This is a genomic window from Christiangramia sp. OXR-203 (assembly GCF_034372165.1).
In the GTDB taxonomy this organism is placed as follows: Bacteria; Bacteroidota; Bacteroidia; order Flavobacteriales; family Flavobacteriaceae; genus Christiangramia.
Genome location: NZ_CP139698.1, coordinates 340,339 through 357,304 on the forward strand (window position 1 = coordinate 340,339; position 16,966 = coordinate 357,304).

13 protein-coding genes and 1 pseudogene are annotated in these 16,966 nt (G+C 39.6%); 4 read left to right on the forward strand and 10 right to left on the reverse strand.

Annotated features, from left to right (window positions below):
- Window positions 1–2: 2 nt before the first annotated feature.
- Window positions 3–905, reverse strand: coding sequence for a histone deacetylase (locus T8I65_RS01620; RefSeq protein ID WP_322301760.1), 903 nt, complete (start codon window positions 903–905; stop codon window positions 3–5).
- Window positions 906–945: 40 nt separating this feature from the next.
- Window positions 946–3,021: a methionine--tRNA ligase gene (gene metG / locus T8I65_RS01625; protein WP_322301761.1), complete on the reverse strand. Its 2,076-nt coding sequence runs from the start codon at window positions 3,019–3,021 to the stop codon at window positions 946–948.
- Between the two features lie 122 nt (window positions 3,022–3,143).
- Here metG and T8I65_RS01630 point away from each other — a divergent pair, with 122 nt between their 5' ends.
- Window positions 3,144–3,725, forward strand: a complete 582-nt coding sequence (locus tag T8I65_RS01630) for a hypothetical protein (protein ID WP_322301762.1) — start codon at window positions 3,144–3,146, stop codon at window positions 3,723–3,725.
- 8 nt (window positions 3,726–3,733) lie between these two features.
- On the forward strand, window positions 3,734–4,093 hold the full coding sequence (locus T8I65_RS01635; RefSeq protein WP_322301763.1) for a YraN family protein: 360 nt from the start codon (window positions 3,734–3,736) through the stop codon (window positions 4,091–4,093).
- A 79-nt stretch (window positions 4,094–4,172) separates the two neighbouring features.
- On the opposite strand, the gene T8I65_RS01640 is transcribed toward T8I65_RS01635, so the two are convergent.
- From T8I65_RS01640 to T8I65_RS01650, 3 genes are all read right to left on the reverse strand, one after another.
- A complete protein-coding gene (locus T8I65_RS01640; RefSeq protein ID WP_322301764.1) occupies window positions 4,173–6,245 on the reverse strand; it encodes a M13 family metallopeptidase in 2,073 nt (690 codons plus the stop codon).
- A 146-nt stretch (window positions 6,246–6,391) separates the two neighbouring features.
- Window positions 6,392–6,922: a nuclear transport factor 2 family protein gene (locus T8I65_RS01645; RefSeq protein ID WP_322301765.1), complete on the reverse strand. Its 531-nt coding sequence runs from the start codon at window positions 6,920–6,922 to the stop codon at window positions 6,392–6,394.
- A 16-nt stretch (window positions 6,923–6,938) separates the two neighbouring features.
- Window positions 6,939–7,517, reverse strand: coding sequence for a hypothetical protein (locus T8I65_RS01650; protein WP_322301766.1), 579 nt, complete (start codon window positions 7,515–7,517; stop codon window positions 6,939–6,941).
- Window positions 7,518–7,667: 150 nt separating this feature from the next.
- Between T8I65_RS01650 and T8I65_RS01655 the strand changes: the two genes are divergently transcribed.
- Window positions 7,668–8,627 carry an NAD-dependent epimerase/dehydratase family protein gene (locus T8I65_RS01655; RefSeq protein ID WP_322301767.1) on the forward strand — a complete coding sequence of 320 codons (960 nt, stop codon included), beginning with the start codon at window positions 7,668–7,670 and terminating at the stop codon, window positions 8,625–8,627.
- Between the two features lie 53 nt (window positions 8,628–8,680).
- Here T8I65_RS01655 and T8I65_RS01660 read toward each other — a convergent pair whose 3' ends face one another.
- From T8I65_RS01660 to aspS, 4 genes and pseudogenes are all read right to left on the reverse strand, one after another.
- Window positions 8,681–8,875 (reverse strand): cold-shock protein, encoded by a 195-nt coding sequence (locus tag T8I65_RS01660; protein ID WP_141876598.1) that lies wholly within the window; start codon window positions 8,873–8,875, stop codon window positions 8,681–8,683.
- A gap of 86 nt (window positions 8,876–8,961) precedes the next feature.
- A complete protein-coding gene (locus tag T8I65_RS01665; protein WP_322301768.1) occupies window positions 8,962–9,195 on the reverse strand; it encodes a hypothetical protein in 234 nt (77 codons plus the stop codon).
- Between the two features lie 13 nt (window positions 9,196–9,208).
- Window positions 9,209–10,977 (reverse strand): annotated as a pseudogene (locus tag T8I65_RS01670) (chloride channel protein).
- A gap of 56 nt (window positions 10,978–11,033) precedes the next feature.
- Window positions 11,034–12,782, reverse strand: coding sequence for an aspartate--tRNA ligase (aspS, locus tag T8I65_RS01675; RefSeq protein WP_322301769.1), 1,749 nt, complete (start codon window positions 12,780–12,782; stop codon window positions 11,034–11,036).
- A 229-nt stretch (window positions 12,783–13,011) separates the two neighbouring features.
- Here aspS and T8I65_RS01680 point away from each other — a divergent pair, with 229 nt between their 5' ends.
- Entirely contained in the window at window positions 13,012–13,377 is a 366-nt protein-coding gene (locus tag T8I65_RS01680) for a nicotinic acid mononucleotide adenyltransferase (RefSeq protein ID WP_322301770.1), read from the forward strand.
- A gap of 73 nt (window positions 13,378–13,450) precedes the next feature.
- Here the strand turns inward: T8I65_RS01680 and T8I65_RS01685 are convergent, their stop codons facing one another.
- Window positions 13,451–16,960 (reverse strand): efflux RND transporter permease subunit, encoded by a 3,510-nt coding sequence (locus T8I65_RS01685; RefSeq protein ID WP_322301771.1) that lies wholly within the window; start codon window positions 16,958–16,960, stop codon window positions 13,451–13,453.
- Window positions 16,961–16,966: the final 6 nt, after the last annotated feature.

Sequence of the window (16,966 nt, forward strand, 5' to 3'; positions counted from 1 at the left end):
TCTTAAAAATAGATCTGCTGGGCAGCTCTATAAGTGTTGGCGTGAGCTTCGATGATATATTTGATCTCTTTTGAATAACCACCGCCCATGCTGCACTCCACAGGAATTTGAAGATCGTGGCAGGTTTGTAATACGAACCTGTCACGTTCTTTACATCCTTGTATGGTACAGGAAAGTCGGCCAAGTTTGTCGGTTTCTAAAATATCCACTCCACAGAGGTAGAAAATAAAATCGGGTTTTGTTCTTTCTATAAGTTCTGGAAGAACTTCTTTTAGCTGCTTGAGGTAAGCTTCATCACCTGTGGCATCCGGGATTTCAATATCCAGGTCAGAAGTTTCTTTTCTAAAAGGGTAGTTTCCCTTTCCATGCATCGAAAATGTGAATACAGAATCATCATTTTGAAAAATCTCAGCTGTACCATTTCCCTGATGTACGTCCAGGTCTACGATCAGAATTTTTTGAGCCAGATTTTGATCTTGTAGATATCGGGCGGCGATTGCCTGATCGTTCAATAAACAGAATGCTTCAGCTCTATCTGAAAAAGCATGGTGAGTTCCACCAGCTATATTCATGGAAACACCATATTCAAGTGCATAATTGCAGGCATCGATCGTTCCCTGTGCAATAACTTGTTCTCTATCCACAAGTTCCTGTGAAAGTGGAAATCCTGAAACTCTGATCTCTTTTTTGCTAAGATCCAGATTTTTCAGTCTCTCAACATAGGTTGCAGTATGGGCTCTTAAAATCAAACTCTCATCGATGAGGTCAGGCTTAAAAAAATTCTCATCCTCACAGGTGCCTTCATGCAATAATTGCTTTGGAAGCAGATCATACTTTTCCATAGGAAACCTGTGACCTTCTGGCAATGGATGTTTATAAATGGGATGAAAGGCAATTTTGAGCATAAAAAAAGCCTGGAAAGTAATTTCCAGGCGATTTGAGTTTTTAATTTATCGTGATTCCGTTGGAGACATTATCCTCATCAGGATTCACAAAAACAAGTTTTCCTTCTTTGTTTTCGGTCATCAGGATCATTCCTTCGCTTTCAACTCCGCGTAATTTTCTGGGAGCAAGGTTTACCAGCACAGTCACTTTTTTACCTATAATATCTTCTGCTTTAAAATGTTCAGCAATACCGGAAACTACAGTTCTCTGGTCAATTCCAGTATCAACTTTAAGAATCATTAGCTTTTTGGTTTTGGCCATCTTTTCAGCTTCTATAATAGTTCCAACACGCAGATCCATTTTAGTGAAATCCTCAAAAGTAGCAATCTCTTTTTGCGGTTCAGCTTTCTGATTTTCCATTTCGTTCGCTGCTTTGGTAGCTTTTAATTTTTCCAATTGTTGCTCCATTTGTTCATCTTCTATTTTACTGAAAAGTAGTTCCGCTTTTCCAATTTGATGACCTGCAGGAATTAATGCTTCCCGGGTACCAATAATGTCCCAGTCTGGGGTAGTGGAAGTATTCTCTCCAGTTTGATTCAGCATCCGCTTTAATTTAGCGGAAGTGAATGGGAGGAAAGGTTCGCTGATAATACTGAGTGCGCTGGCAATTTGAAGTGCCACGTACATGATCGTTTTAACACGATCTTCATCAGTTTTAATTTGCTTCCATGGCTCTTCATCAGCCAGGTATTTATTTCCAAGTCTGGCCAGATTCATCAATTCACCCTGAGCTTCACGAAAACGGTATTTTTCAATTGAACTCGCGATTACCGATGGATATGCTTTTAATTCAGCAATGGTCTGTTCATCCACTTCAGTATACTCTCCCGGCTGCGGAATTATTCCGTCGTAATATTTGTTGGTTAACACCACTACGCGGTTAATAAAGTTTCCGAAGATAGCGACCAGCTCATTATTGTTTCTCGCCTGAAAATCTTTCCAGGTAAAATCGTTGTCTTTTGTTTCCGGAGCATTTGCAGTCAACACATAACGCAATACATCCTGTTGATCTGGAAAATCCTGCAGGTATTCATGTAGCCATACCGCCCAGTTCTTTGAAGTTGAAAGTTTTTTACCTTCAAGATTCAGAAATTCATTTGCGGGCACATTTTCTGGTAAAATATAATCACCATGAGCTTTCAGCATTGTTGGGAATATGATACAGTGAAAAACGATGTTGTCTTTCCCAATAAAATGAACCAGTTTGGTGTTTTCATCTTTCCAGTAAGGTTCCCAGTCTTTTCCTTCTCGCTCTGCCCATTCTTTAGTAGAAGAAATATATCCAATGGGAGCGTCGAACCAAACATAGAGCACTTTGCCTTCGCCACCTTCCACTGGAACTGGGATTCCCCAGTCAAGATCTCTGGTTACCGCGCGGGCTCTTAAACCATCGTCGATCCAGGATTTCACCTGACCATAAACGTTGCTTTTCCAGTCAGCTTTGTGTCCTTTCAGGATCCATTCCTTTAGAAAATCTTCATATTGGTCCAATGGTAAAAACCAGTGTTTAGTTTCTTTTAAAGTTGGAACGGCACCGGTAATAGCAGATTTCGGATTAATAAGATCTGTTGCATTCAATGAAGTTCCGCAGTTTTCACACTGGTCTCCATACGCTTCTTCATTCCCGCATTTTGGGCAGGTTCCAGTTACAAATCTATCGGCTAGAAACTGGTTTGCCTCAACATCATATAATTGTTCGGTAGATTCTTCAATAAATTTACCATCCTCATACATCTTCTTAAAAAAGTCTGAAGCGGTTTTATGATGAACATCACCTGAAGTCCTGGAGTAGTTATCGAAGGTAATTCCGAAGTCTTCAAAAGAGGTTTTGATGATCGCATTGTACTTGTCTACTACATCCTGCGGACTCACACCTTCTTTCTTGGCCTTGATCGTAATTGGCACACCGTGCTCATCACTTCCACAAACAAATGCTACATCATGTCCCTGCATTCGTAAAAATCTGGAATAAATATCTGCAGGTACATAAACGCCTGCTAGGTGTCCAATATGAATAGGCCCGTTCGTATAAGGTAAAGCCGCTGTGATCGTAAATCTCTGAGGATTTTTGCTCATTAGAATAAGTAAATTTTTAAGAGCGGTAAAGTTAAGCAAAGACGTTCGAATACGCGTTAAATTCTTGTAAAAGCGGAACCTTGTGGAGCTTATCTGTATACTTTTACTACAAAAAACTTCAAATGCGTAAAATTCTAGCCGTTGTTGGTCTACTGGCCATAGTTTCCTGTAATAGTAATAAAGCTGTAACTGGCTCTAAGGATATTTATAGTCTTGAAAATTTAAGCCGAATGTCTTCGGAAGATATTTCGCGAAATTACCCACAATCCAACATGGAAGAAGGAGTGGATGAATTTGAGGAAGGAACCGAGACTAAACCTTATAGTATACTTTTTCCTGAAACTGAAGACGAGGTTTTGATCACCTGGCAAACTGAAGAGAAGAAAAAGGTGAGTTCTATTAACTATTCCGGGCAAGGAAGATGGGCCATTGCTCATGGAATTAAGGTTGGAATGAGCCTGGATGAACTAAATAAACTAAATGCCAGACCAGTGTCTTTTTACGGTTTTGGATGGGATTATAGCGGAGCTGTAGACTGGAATGGTGGAAAACTTGCGAAATCCGGAATTGGTGTTTTCCTGAAAACAGATAAGGATATTCCTAATAAATTCTATGGTGATAAGATCGTAAAAGCCAGTAAAGAAGAAATTGATGCTCTTGAACTTCAGGTAGGATCTGTGATGTTGATGAATGAGGTGAACTAGGTTTACGAATGGCCACTCATAATGATCTGGGTAAAAAAGGGGAGGAGTTAGCAGTACAGTTTCTTCTGAAAAACAATTACGAGATCCTGGAGCGTAATTTCAGATACCGTAAAGCTGAAGTAGATATCATTGCCAGAGAAGCTGATACTTTAATAGCGGTCGAAGTAAAATCTCGAAGCTCCGTCTATTTTGGGAATCCTGAAGACTTTGTGAAACCTGCACAGATCAAATTACTTGTGCAAGCAATGAATTACTATTCGGAAAAGCATGATACAGATCTGGAGATCAGGTTTGATATTATAGCGATCACAAAATCTGGATCCAATTACGAAATTGAACATATTACCGATGCTTTTCTGCATTTTTAAAGGCTTCTTATTAGTTAGGTAATAAAAAAAAAGCCGGTCGAAAGACCGGCTTTTTTAATGCAATAAATTTCAGAAGCTGTTACCAGATTCTTACTCTATCTTCAGGTTTTACATACATCTTATCACCTTCTTCAATAGTAAATGCATCATACCATGCATCGATATTCTGTAGTGGTACATAAGCTCGGTACATTCCAGGAGAATGAGAATCGGTTTTGATCCTGTTTCTCATCGCTTCATCTCTCATTTTGGTTCTCCAAACGGTAGCCCAGGAAAGGAAGAACCTCTGTTCTGGAGTAAATCCATCTATTTTACCAGGGTTTTCATTGTTTTCAAGGTGAATTTGTAATCCATCGTAAGCAGCGTTCACTCCTCCAAGATCACCGATATTTTCACCTAAGGTGAATTTTCCATTAATGTAGACACTGTCCAATACTTCAATAGCGCTGTATTGCTCCGCCAGGTCATTTCCTAAAGTTTCAAATTCTTCAAGATCTTTCTCAGTCCACCAGTTGTTAAGGTTTCCTTCAGCATCAAATCTTGCACCGCTATCATCAAAACCGTGTGATATCTCATGACCTATTACAGCGCCAATTCCACCATAATTGACCGCAGCATCTGCTTTATAATCGTAGAATGGTGGTTGTAGAATTGCCGCCGGGAATACGATCTCGTTATAACGTGGATTGTAGTAAGCATTCACTGTTTGTGGTGACATAAACCATTCACCCTTATCGACTGGCTGTCCAAGATCCGCCATGTTCTCTGCAACTCTCCATTTTTGAGCGTTCAGCATGTTCTGGAAATAAGACCCTCCTTCTTCAGGTGAGGTGATTTCTAGATCTGCGTAATCTTTCCACTCATCAGGATATCCAATCTTTACATTGAAAGTACTAAGTTTTTCAAGCGCTTTCTTCTTGGTATCCTCGCTCATCCAGCTAAGATTATTGATTCTATTCTCATAAGCTTTCAGGATGTTGTCCACCATTTCCTGAGCTTTTTTCTTCGCTTCTGCCGGGAAATGTTCTTCAACATAAAGTTTTCCAAGAGCTTCACCTAAAGTCCCATTGATAGAACTAAGAGCTCTTTCATTTCTAGGACGTTGTTCTTTTGCTCCCTGAAGTGTTTTACTGTAAAATTCCCACTTTTCAGTTTCGAGATCTGTAGTAAGTGCGCTTGCAGCTCCGTTAAAAAGATCCCATTTTAAATAGGTTTTCCAGTCTTCTACAGAATTTTCAGCAATGATTTGCTGTAATGCTTTCATATATTTTGGCTGGGAAACGATGATCGTATCAAGATCCTTTGCACCAATCCCATCAAAATAAACTTTCCAGTTCATAGCCGGAGTCATCTTTTGCAACTCGGCAACGGTCATTGGGTTATAGGTATTTCGGGCATCACGACGTTCTACTTTATCCAGTTTTGGCTCAGCAAGTCTGGTTTCAAACTTCAGGATCGTTTCAGCAGCATTTTTCGCTTCTTCTTCTGAATAGTCAAGATACTGTAGCATATCTGCGACGTAAGCTTTGTATTTCGTTCGGGTTTCCTTGGAATCTGAATCATTCTGAAGATAATAATCTCTTTCAGGTAATCCCAGACCAGAAGGGTTCAGGTAAGCAGCGTTCATATCAGAATTTTTGCTGTCTGCACCAACACCAAAGCTGAAGAATCCGGCACTTCCGTATTCGCTCATTTCAACTAGGAAATTTTGAAGATCTTCTTTGTTCTGGATAGAATCGATCTTTGCCAGGTAAGGTTGTACCGGCTCAATTCCCTGCTCATTTCTGGCAACAGTATCCATGATACTTTTGTAAAGATATACAGCTTTTGCCTGGTCTGTTGAAGCATCAAGACGATCGCTTGCAGCCATTTTTTCCAGAAGACCAAGAGCATCCTCATCGGTTCTTTGTCTTAATTCGTCGAAACTTCCCCAACGGGTTCTGTCTCCAGGAATTTCTGTACTATCGAGCCAGCGTCCATTTACATAGCGAAAGAAATCTTCTTTAGCAGTTGTAGATGTATCCATGTAAGCAAGGTTGATACCATGGATCTTATCATCTTTTTCCTCAGTTCTTTTTTCGTCATCATTACAGGCGGTAAACATTCCTGCGCTGAGAACAGATAAAAACAAAATTCTGTTTATTCTTTTCATTGTTCTAGTTAAGAATTATAAAATAATCTGGCTAATGTAGCAAAACGGTCAAAATAATTCATAATTCAGCCTCGCCGAATTGAGAACAACCTACTGAAAATTAATAATTAAGATTGATGTTAATTCTTATCTATTCTGAAAAGAAACTATTTGTTTTTCAATTCTGAAATCAGATTCTTATCGAATTGGGATTTTAAACTGGTAAGTTCATCTACATTTTCATTAGGCACTGCGATGGAAAGTACGTAATGATGAATCTTCCATTTACCATCTTCTTTAGCAACTACTCCAGAACCTCTGCAAATTCCCATTTGGGTGTCCAGAAGTTCATCAAACCAGGCAATTTTTGAGTTCTGGTGTACATAAATATTTCTTTGAATCGAAGTGAAATTCCATGCTTTGCCTGAGTCAAAATATGGTTTAGCGAACTTTTTAAATTCTTCCGCAGTCCAGTTTTCAGTAGCATCAGTCCCAATAAATATGGCATCATTAGTCATTAGACCAAAGTATGTTTTGAATTCAGTATTGGCGGCAGCAAGATACCAGCTGTCCAGCGTTTCACTTACTCTTTCACTGATCGCTGTCTTATTTTTTTCTGGATCCTTTACCTGTGCATGCAATGGCAACACGGTGAGAAATGCGAAAACGAATAGAAATTTTAAAGCTGAATTTTTCATTGGTCGAATATTTGTTTTAAGATACTACATTTTCAACGGTATCTTCAGTTACTGTTGAATCCATTTCTCTTTCCAATCTTTCAAATTCATCCAACTCCTTCTCAAAATCTTCAAGAGTTTTCAGAAATAATTCATTCATCTGAAGTTTGAGATTATTGAATTCCAGGTAGATCTCTTTGGCTGTACGATCAATATCCTTTACATCTGGTTGTTGTTTATTAGAATACTGCTCCAATAGACTTGCTTTTGTCTTTAAGACATTCAATCTGGCTTCCACAGGAACCGCTCTAAGACTATCAGGCAGAGAAATGCTAAGTGAATTCATGATCTGGGAAATCGCCGTAGCATTATTCATGACCTTACGAGTCGTAGTATTTTCAAGTTTCTTTACTTCATTTTGAGCAGTGATAAATTCCAGCCAGTTGGAAGCATATTTCTTTGCTTCCGGTTCAAGATCAAAACCGCGAGTATCTATATCGATCTTCTTATCATAGGATATGCTGTCATTTGTTTCGTTGCTATTCTGGCTATCTTCTGCTTCAGATTTGCAGGATATCAAACAAAGAAATATTATAACGAATAGAGGGAATTTCATAAGTGATAATTAAATGAACAAAGTTATCCATAATTCTATGAATGAAGTAACTGATTTTCTATTACAGAATCCATAGCGAATAGCGTCAAGAAAAAGCTAAGATTGCGAAATCCTCTGTATAATTAAATATATTTGCACAAAATTTAATTTATGGCCGAAAAGATATTAATTATCGGTGCTTGCGGACAGATTGGAACCGAACTTACGCTGAAATTGAGAGAGATTCACGGGAACGACCAGGTGGTCGCCAGTGATATTCGTGAAGGAGTAGATGAGTTGATGCAATCAGGTCCATTTGAGATCCTGAATGCTACCGATGAGGTTCATATAAGACAGATAATAGAGACCTATAATATTAAGGAAGTTTACCTGATGGCTGCGATGCTTAGCGCCACTGCAGAAAAAGCTCCTAAGAAGGCCTGGGACCTTAATATGAATTCACTTTTCCATATTCTTGATATGGCTAAGGAAGGTATGATCGATAAGATCTTTTGGCCTTCCAGTATTGCTGTTTTTGGACCAACTACCCCAAAGGACAATACTCCGCAAATTACTGCAATGGAGCCAACCACGGTTTATGGAATTAGTAAGCAAACTGGCGAACGCTGGTGTGAGTACTATCATCAAAAATTTGGTGTGGACGTTAGAAGTATCAGGTATCCTGGTATCATTAGTTATAAAACCCTTCCAGGTGGTGGAACTACAGATTATGCGATTGAGATTTTCCATGAAGCCTTAAAGCAAAATGCCTATACCAGTTTTCTGGATAAAGATGCGGCATTACCAATGATGTATATGGATGATGCGATCAAAGCTACAGTGGAAATTATGCAGGCTCCTTCGGAAGCTATTAAAATAAGATCATCTTATAATCTTGCTGCGATAAGTTTTACGCCTGAAATATTAGCGGCAAACATTAGTAAACACCTACCGGATTTTAAAATATCTTATGATCCAGATTTCAGACAGGCTATTGCGTCGTCATGGCCTTCAAGCATTGATGATTCGTCGGCAAGACAGGATTGGGGATGGGATCACGAATTCGATCTTGATAAGATGACCGAAACCATGCTAAAAGGAGTAGGACAAACTACAGAGCAAACCCATTAAATAACAAAAGCCGCTTTACAGCGGCTTTTTACTTTTTTGATTGGAAAAACCAATTACTCAACGATGCGAACATCTGTTGCGTTAACTCCTTTTTTCCCTTCAGTTTCTTCGTATTCTACTCGATCGCCTTCCTGAATAGTTTCACCATTCAAACCGGTAATGTGTACGAAAATGTCTCTTTTGGTGTCGTCGTTTGTAATGAACCCATAACCTTTAGATTCATTGAAAAATTTTACTGTGCCTTGCATAATAATAAAAATTAATAAAGAACAAACATAACAGTAAAATTTTTAGAATCTACTGGAAATCAGAATTTTTTGGATTTTTGTAACTTTTAAAGTCGATCAATTCCCTTATCCCGCATTTTTTTCATGTTCTTTTCTGAAAGGGTATAATCTTCTAATTTCTTACCTCTCCATCTCACCACAAGGAAAATTGGCATTAGAATAAAGGCACTTGCCAGCACGGCAATTCCTATGATCCTGTCGCCGGTAAGCGTATCATCATTTAACCTGAAATAGAATCCTACTCCTACGGCTATTAGAATAGCTATTACCAGTATTCTCATAAATATCTTCATACTATACAGTAACTTCAATTAATTTTTGCCTGTAAGCAGTTAACAGTTTTGATTTGGAGATAAACCCGATATATTTTCCTTCACGAACTACAGGTAAGTTCCAGGCATTACTTTCCTGGAATTTTAGCATGATCTCCTTCATTCGGTCGTTCTCAATGTCTATAATTTCCGGAGCCTGTTGCATGATCTCCTGCACCTTGACTTCATCATATAATTTTTCATTGAACATGATAGATCTTATATCATCCAGTAATATAATACCCATAAAATTTTGATTTTCATCAATAACGGGGAAAATATTACGTGAGGATTTCATCACAGGTTCATATCAATTTCCAGGGCAATAAAATTCTTTTCTACTACACGACTAATGTTCATAAGGGTCAAAACCGTCTGATCTTTGTCATGCGTTAACAGGTCACCGCGTCTTGCCAGTTCCATGGTATACACAGAGTGAGGTTCAAACTTAGTGGTGATCAAATAAGAAATAGCCGCAGTGATCATTAGCGGTATAAAAAGTTCGTACCCATGGGTAAGTTCAGCAATAAGAAAAATAGCAGTAAGTGGTGCATACAGTACTCCGGCCATAAGACCCGCCATTCCTACCAAAGTAAAATTACTCACAGAGATCTCATTCTTAAAGATACCAAGATTGTTCACGACCAGTGCGAAACAGTGTCCCATAGCGCTTCCCATGAACATTACTGGAGCAAAGATCCCTCCAACGCCACCGGCGCTAAAAGTTAACGCTGAAGCGATGATCTTAAAGATCACCAGACCTGCAAGCAAAATGATTACCACCCAGATATTCTCAAGGTAAGCGTTGAATAGATTTGTGCCCAGGGCTTCAAGATAGTTTTCCTGCAAAAGGTTGTTGATCACATTATAGCCTTCACCATATAGTGGAGGTATAAAATAGATAAGAACTCCCAGCCCCAATCCGGCAAAAATGAGCCTGACAAAAGGTGAGGTTATTTTAGCGAGCAGTTTGGTAGTACCGAAATAGATACGTGAAAAGTAAACTGAAAATGCTGCGGCTACGACTCCCAGAACCAAATAGTAAGGCACTTCAGAGATTGTAAATTGGTCCTCTAAAGTGAATGGTAAAATAATCTGACTTCCGAAGAAAAAATAGGAGGTAAGTATGGCAGATACAGAAGCAATGAGTAGCGGTAGGAGGGACGCCAGTGTTAGATCAAGGCTGAAAACCTCTATTGCGAAAATGATCGCTGCAATTGGAGCTTTGAAAATGCTGGACATTGCGCCCGCTGCGGCACATCCAATGAGTAAGGTCCGGGATGCCTGATTCATCAAAAATATTCGCGAAATGTTCGAACCCAGCGAAGCACCGGTCGCTACGGTAGGTCCTTCCAGTCCAACTGACCCTCCAAAACCAACTGTAATAGGTGCTGTAATTAGGGATGCATACATCTGGAATCTTTTCATGATCCCCTTCTTACGGGAGATGGCATATAAAGTTGTCGGTATTCCATGCCCAACCTTCTGGCGAAGTATAAATTTGATGATAAGGAACACGATCAAAAGACCAAGTACCGGAAATATAAAGTAGAATGCATCGTGATAATTGGCCACAAATTCTCCTTCCAGTAAACTCTGGATTAGATGCGTGAGGTTTTTGATCATCACCGCAAAGAGCCCGGCAACAAATCCAATAACCGCGCTTAGGAACATGAGAAACTGTCGATGAGAAAGATTCTTCGATTTCCAGTTTAGGAATCTGTGCAATAAGGTTTTGCTGATATTTGCCACCGCTAGTTAATTACCGGATGAAGATAAAAAATCCCGCAATACGCGGGATTAATTATTTATGATTTCAACTGTAGATGTAAATCTGTGAGTTGTTGTTCATCGAGTTTCGCCGGAGCATCGATCATCACATCTCTTCCAGAGTTATTCTTTGGGAATGCAATGTAATCCCGAATACTTTCCTGTCCGCCAAGAATAGCTACCAGTCTGTCGAATCCAAACGCAATCCCACCATGTGGAGGTGCTCCATATTGGAAGGCATCCATAAGAAAGCCAAATTGCTCTTCAGCCTCTTCCGGAGTGAATCCAAGGTATTTGAACATTTGCGACTGAGTTTCTTTGTCATGTATTCTAATAGAACCACCACCAATTTCATTTCCATTAAGTACAAGATCATACGCGTTGGCACGAACCTTCCCAGGGTCTGTTTCAAGTAGCGCAAAATCTTCTTTCTTCGGACTTGTAAATGGATGGTGCATGGCGTGGAATCTTTCTGTATCCTCATCCCATTCAAGAAGAGGGAAATCTACTACCCACAAAGGTGCGAATTCATCAGATTTTCTAAGTCCCATTTCATTACCAAGATGCATTCTTAATGCGCTTAACTGGCTTCTTGTTTTATCGGCATCACCAGCCATCACCAGGATAAGATCCCCTGGGTTGGCTGAAGAAGCTTCAGCCCAGGCTTTCAGTTCTTCCTGAGAGTAAAACTTATCTACAGAAGATTTTAGACTGCCATCTTCATTATATTTTGCCCAAACCAATCCTGTGGCACCAATTTGAGGTCTTTTAACCCATGAAATAAGTTTATCAATTTCCTTACGGGTAAAAGAAGCTGCGCCCGGAACGGCTATCCCAACCACAAGTTCCTGTTGATCAAAAACATTAAAACCTTTATTCTTGGCTACATCATCGAGCTCAGCAAACTCCATCCCAAAACGGATGTCTGGTTTGTCATTCCCGTATTTACGCATAGCGTCTGCATAAGTCATTCTTGGGAATTCTTCCACTTCTACGTTGCGAATTTCCTTCAGCAAATGCCTGGTTAAACCTTCAAATATATTCAGGATATCTTCCTGTTCCACGAATGCCATTTCGCAATCGATTTGTGTAAATTCAGGTTGACGATCTGCTCTTAGATCCTCATCACGAAAACATTTTACGATCTGGAAATACTTGTCCATTCCGCCTACCATGAGCAACTGCTTAAAAGTTTGCGGTGATTGTGGAAGTGCGTAGAACTGACCTTCATTCATTCGGCTTGGTACCACGAAGTCACGGGCGCCTTCAGGAGTGGATTTAATAAGGTATGGAGTTTCCACCTCAATAAAGCCAGCATTAGAAAGATAGTTTCTTACCTTCATTCCTACCTGGTGGCGGAACATTAATTTATTCTGAACTGGTTTTCTACGAATATCCAGATAGCGATATTTCATTCTTAGATCTTCACCACCATCGGTTTCATCTTCAATAGTAAAAGGTGGTGTTTTTGAAGTATTCAAAATTTTGAAATCCTGTACCAGTAATTCGATCTCCCCAGTAGGTATGTTCGGGTTTTTTGCTTCACGCTCGATCACTTCACCTGTTACCTGGATCACGAATTCACGGGCAAGATTTCCTGCTTGTTGCATTAATTCTTCAGAAGAGCGCTCTTCATCAAAAATCAATTGCGTAAGACCGTAGCGATCACGAAGATCTACCCAAATCATAAAACCTTTGTTCCTTACTTTTTGTACCCATCCAGAAAGGGTTACTGTATTTCCTATATGTACGGCATTAAGCTCGCCGCAGGTATGACTTCTGTACATGAATTCTTTTAATTTTGAATGGGCACAAAAGTAAGAAGTTAAACAGTTTTACTGAACCTTTTCTACATCTAAATTCATTTAAAGTTGCCTGATATTAACTTAGGTCCTTTATATAAGCCTCTGTTTAACAGGTGAATAGATATACAATGTAAACTTAATGTTACGTAAATGCAACTTTAAGGTAAATTTTCGCTATATTTGTGATGTTAACGTTAATACCGAAAGAGAAATGAAGACTTTGAAAAATATTTTAGTAGCAGCAGTCCTGGCGACAGGAACGCTTGTAATGGCGCAGGATAATGATCCAAAACCCGCTTTTGAGAAGCAGGGTGAATTAATTAAAGGAACATTTTATTATGAAGATGGAAATATTAAACAGGAAGGTACGTACAAGGACGGAAAACTCCACGGAGAATGGATTTCTTACAACAAAGACGGTGAGAAGACGGCCATCGCCAATTACGAAAATGGCCAAAAAGATGGAAAATGGTTCTTCTGGACTGAAGATAAACTTACTGAAGTGGACTATAACAATAGCGTAATTGCTAGTGTGAATAGCTGGAAGAGTGAAAGCTCACTTGTTAGTAATGACTAATAATATTCAGTATGAATAAAAAAAACCCGAGGCGAAAGCTTCGGGTTTTTTGTTTGCATTTGTATCAACTTACCTAGTTCGTAGTTTCGATCCTGTTTGAAGTTTCAACTTCTTCCGAAGAGCTTCTTTTAGAATGAACCCACATTTTGATCCTTATCGCGATATAGAACAATAAAGGAACAATGATTAAAGTAAGGAAGGTCGCTACGATTAAACCGTAGATCACTGTCCAGGCCAGAGGTCCCCAGAATATCACATTATCTCCACCAAAGTAGATGTTTGCATCAAACTCACTGAATAAACTGAAAAAGTCAAGGTTAAGTCCAATCGCCAGTGGAATCAAACCAAGAATGGTTGTGATCGCCGTTAGCAATACTGGTCTCAAACGTGCTTTTCCAGATCTAATGATCGTTTTCAAGAGTTCGTCATGCGGAAGGTATTCAGATTCTGGTATGCCAAGACGCAGTTTCTTTCTGTCAATGAGGAGCTGTGCATAATCGAGCAAGACCACCCCATTATTTACCACGATACCCGCGAGAGAAATAATTCCCATCATCGTCATCATGATAACAAAGGCTGAACCGCTAATTACAATTCCTCCAAATACTCCAATAAAGCTCAGGAAAATAGCGATCATGATGATCAATGGTTTCGAGATAGAATTAAACTGGAAGATCAGGATCAGGAATATAAGTCCCAGTCCGCTGAAAAATGCACCCACAAGGAACGCCTGTTGCTTGTTTTGCTCTTCGATCTGCCCGGTATAATCTACTTTGATCTCATCTGGCACACCATCAAAATTCCTCATTTCATTCTGGATTTGCGCAACGGCTGCACCAGCATCTGTATATCCCGGAGATAATACAGAATAGATCGTAACCACTCTTCTGGTATCCCTGTGCTTGATCGCACTAAACCCAGATTTATTACTTTTCGTAGTTACTGCTGAAACCGGTATTTCCCTTAACTGACCTTTATTATTTCTGAAAGTGATCGTTTGGTTAAACAAGGCGCTGTTATCATATCTTGAATCCTCGTCAAATCTTACATAAATATCATAATCTTCGCCACCTTCTTTGTAAACACCAGCTTTTGTTCCAAAGATCGAATTTCTAAGTTGTTGTCCAACCTGTCCAGCGCTTATCCCCAGTTCACCAGCTTTTTCCCGGTCAACTTCAACAACCATTGAAGGTTTGTCCTTGTTCACATCGATCTTCAGCTCATCTATTGCAGGAATGTTCTTTGTATTAATATATTCACGCATTTGCTCTGCAGTGGCGATCAATTGATCATAATCTTCACCTTCCAGTTCAATATTAATAGGAGGACCGGCAGGAGGACCATTCTGATCTTTTTCTACGGAAATCAAAACTCCCGGGTAAACTCCATCCAGAGATTCCTGAACCTTTTGTCTTAAAACTTCACTATCCTTGCCACGACGGTATTTGTATTCCCTCATGGATGCAGTGATCTTACCTTTATGAGGCATTTCTGCCGCAGAGCCTCCATCGGTTTGTGGATTCCCGGCACCTTCACCAACTTGTGATACGGCACTTTCTACCATATAATTGTAGCCATCATCCATATACTCATCACTGTTGAGTACTTTGTAAACCCTTTCTTCGATCTCTTTCGTGATCGCGTTGGTCTTTTCAATATCGGTTCCTTCCGGGTATTCGATATAAACAATGATCTGGTTAGGCTTATTATCAGGAAAGAACTCAACTTTGGTTCTTTGAGATCCCAGAGAAGCTCCAAAACCTACAAAAGCAATGATCAACATTAAGAAAGTAGCTCCAACGATCCAGTAAGGGCGTTTATTCTTAAACGAAGCGGTAAGGCGTCTTTCATACCAGTTCTCAAGTTTCACCAAAGAACTTTTCTGAAATCTATTAGCCATCTTCCGCAGAAACAACCTGTAGATCCATACCATGATCGCGGTAAAGATCATAAGTGATCCCAGTGCAGCGTACTGACCACCAAATAAAAATATAGCTAAGCCAATTACGGCAATAATTAAAGAAACCCTGATGATGGTTTTCAATGGCATATTTTTATCCTCTGTTCTCATATATTGAGAAACCAGAACCGAATTGAAAAATATAGCGACGACCAGTGAGGAGCCCAGTACGACAGATAGTGTAATGGGGAAATATATCATGAACTGTCCCATTAATCCCGGCCATAATCCTAACGGAATAAAGGCGGCGACCGTAGTTGCTGTAGAGATAATAATAGGAAATGCAATTTCACCAATACCTTCTTTCGCTGCATCCACCCGGCTCATTCCTTCTTCATCCATGAGTCGGTAGACATTCTCGACCACTACGATCCCGTTATCTACAAGCATTCCAAGTCCCATGATCAATCCGAATAGGATCATCGTGTTCATGGTGTACCCTAATTGGTTCAGGATCATTAAAGACATGAACATGGACATTGGGATTGCAAAACCAACAAAGAGTGCATTCTTAAATCCTAAGAAGAACATAAGTACGGTTACCACCAGGATGATCCCGAAAATGATATTGTTTACAAGGTCATCTACCTGACCAATGGTCTTTGAAGATTGGTCATTAGTAATACTTACATTCAGGTTCGTTGGAAATACTTCAGCTTTTGCTTTCTCAACGATAAGCTCGATCTGCTCTGCAGCAGCAACCATATTCTTCCCTGATCGTTTCTTTACATCCAGCATCACCACTTGCTCACCAAACTCACGGGCATAGGTGGTCTTTTCTTTTTCCTGAAAAGTAATATCAGCGATATCCTTCAGGTAAACATCATCACCATCTTCAGATTTTACTACGAAATTGTTCAATTCTGAAGGTTCTTCGATTTCACCAAGGATTCTAATAGTTCTTCGCTGTCCGCTGGTTACGTAATTACCCGCACTCATGGTCATGTTTCCATTTGCTATAGCACTGGTAATATCATTGAAACTAACCGAGGAAGCCATCATTTTATAGATATCCACAGCTACTTCAATTTCTTTATCCTGAGCTCCACGAATATCTACTTTTTTAATTTCAGGTAGATTTTCGATCTCATCCTGCAAGTATTCTCCAAATTCCTTCAGCTTCATTACCGGGTAATCTCCGGAAATATTAATATTCAGGATTGGAATTTCTTCAGAAAGACTCAATTCGAAAACATTCGGTTCTACCTTAGCGCCATTAAAGGTTGGCCAGTCTTCGCCTGAAGTTTCAGAATCTATTTCATCCTTTACCTTTTGCTTTGCTAGTTCCACCGCAATTCCCTCGTCAAATTCCACGACGATCATAGAATAGTCTTCCTGGGAAGTTGAGGTGATCTCCACCACATTACTTACCGTCTTCAACTTATCTTCCAGAGGATTAGTAAGTAACTTCTCTATATCTTCCGCAGTATTCCCGGGATATATTGAGCTAACGTAGATTTTCGTTTCTTTTACTTCAGGAAAACTTTCCCGAGGCATACTGAAATAAGCCGAAATCCCGAAGAACAGAATAAGGGCCATCGCCACATAAATAGTGGTTTTGTTCTTTATTGCCCAGGACGAGAGCGCAAACTCCTTGTCCAGATTGTTTTTTTCTTTCGCCATAACTGC

What these genes read in the sequence shown, in the direction of transcription:
- T8I65_RS01650 (WP_322301766.1), bottom strand. Translation starts at nt 7,517, where the DNA reads ATGAAATTCCCTCTATTCGTTATAATATTTCTTTGTTTGATATCCTGC.
- T8I65_RS01630 (WP_322301762.1), top strand. Translation starts at nt 3,144, where the DNA reads ATGCGTAAAATTCTAGCCGTTGTTGGTCTACTGGCCATAGTTTCCTGT.
- T8I65_RS01660 (WP_141876598.1), bottom strand. Translation starts at nt 8,875, where the DNA reads ATGCAAGGCACAGTAAAATTTTTCAATGAATCTAAAGGTTATGGGTTC.
- T8I65_RS01665 (WP_322301768.1), bottom strand. Translation starts at nt 9,195, where the DNA reads ATGAGAATACTGGTAATAGCTATTCTAATAGCCGTAGGAGTAGGATTC.
- T8I65_RS01620 (WP_322301760.1), bottom strand. Translation starts at nt 905, where the DNA reads ATGCTCAAAATTGCCTTTCATCCCATTTATAAACATCCATTGCCAGAA.
- T8I65_RS01645 (WP_322301765.1), bottom strand. Translation starts at nt 6,922, where the DNA reads ATGAAAAATTCAGCTTTAAAATTTCTATTCGTTTTCGCATTTCTCACC.
- aspS (WP_322301769.1), bottom strand. Translation starts at nt 12,782, where the DNA reads ATGTACAGAAGTCATACCTGCGGCGAGCTTAATGCCGTACATATAGGA.
- T8I65_RS01640 (WP_322301764.1), bottom strand. Translation starts at nt 6,245, where the DNA reads ATGAAAAGAATAAACAGAATTTTGTTTTTATCTGTTCTCAGCGCAGGA.
- T8I65_RS01685 (WP_322301771.1), bottom strand. Translation starts at nt 16,960, where the DNA reads ATGGCGAAAGAAAAAAACAATCTGGACAAGGAGTTTGCGCTCTCGTCC.
- T8I65_RS01635 (WP_322301763.1), top strand. Translation starts at nt 3,734, where the DNA reads ATGGCCACTCATAATGATCTGGGTAAAAAAGGGGAGGAGTTAGCAGTA.
- metG (WP_322301761.1), bottom strand. Translation starts at nt 3,021, where the DNA reads ATGAGCAAAAATCCTCAGAGATTTACGATCACAGCGGCTTTACCTTAT.
- T8I65_RS01655 (WP_322301767.1), top strand. Translation starts at nt 7,668, where the DNA reads ATGGCCGAAAAGATATTAATTATCGGTGCTTGCGGACAGATTGGAACC.
- T8I65_RS01680 (WP_322301770.1), top strand. Translation starts at nt 13,012, where the DNA reads ATGAAGACTTTGAAAAATATTTTAGTAGCAGCAGTCCTGGCGACAGGA.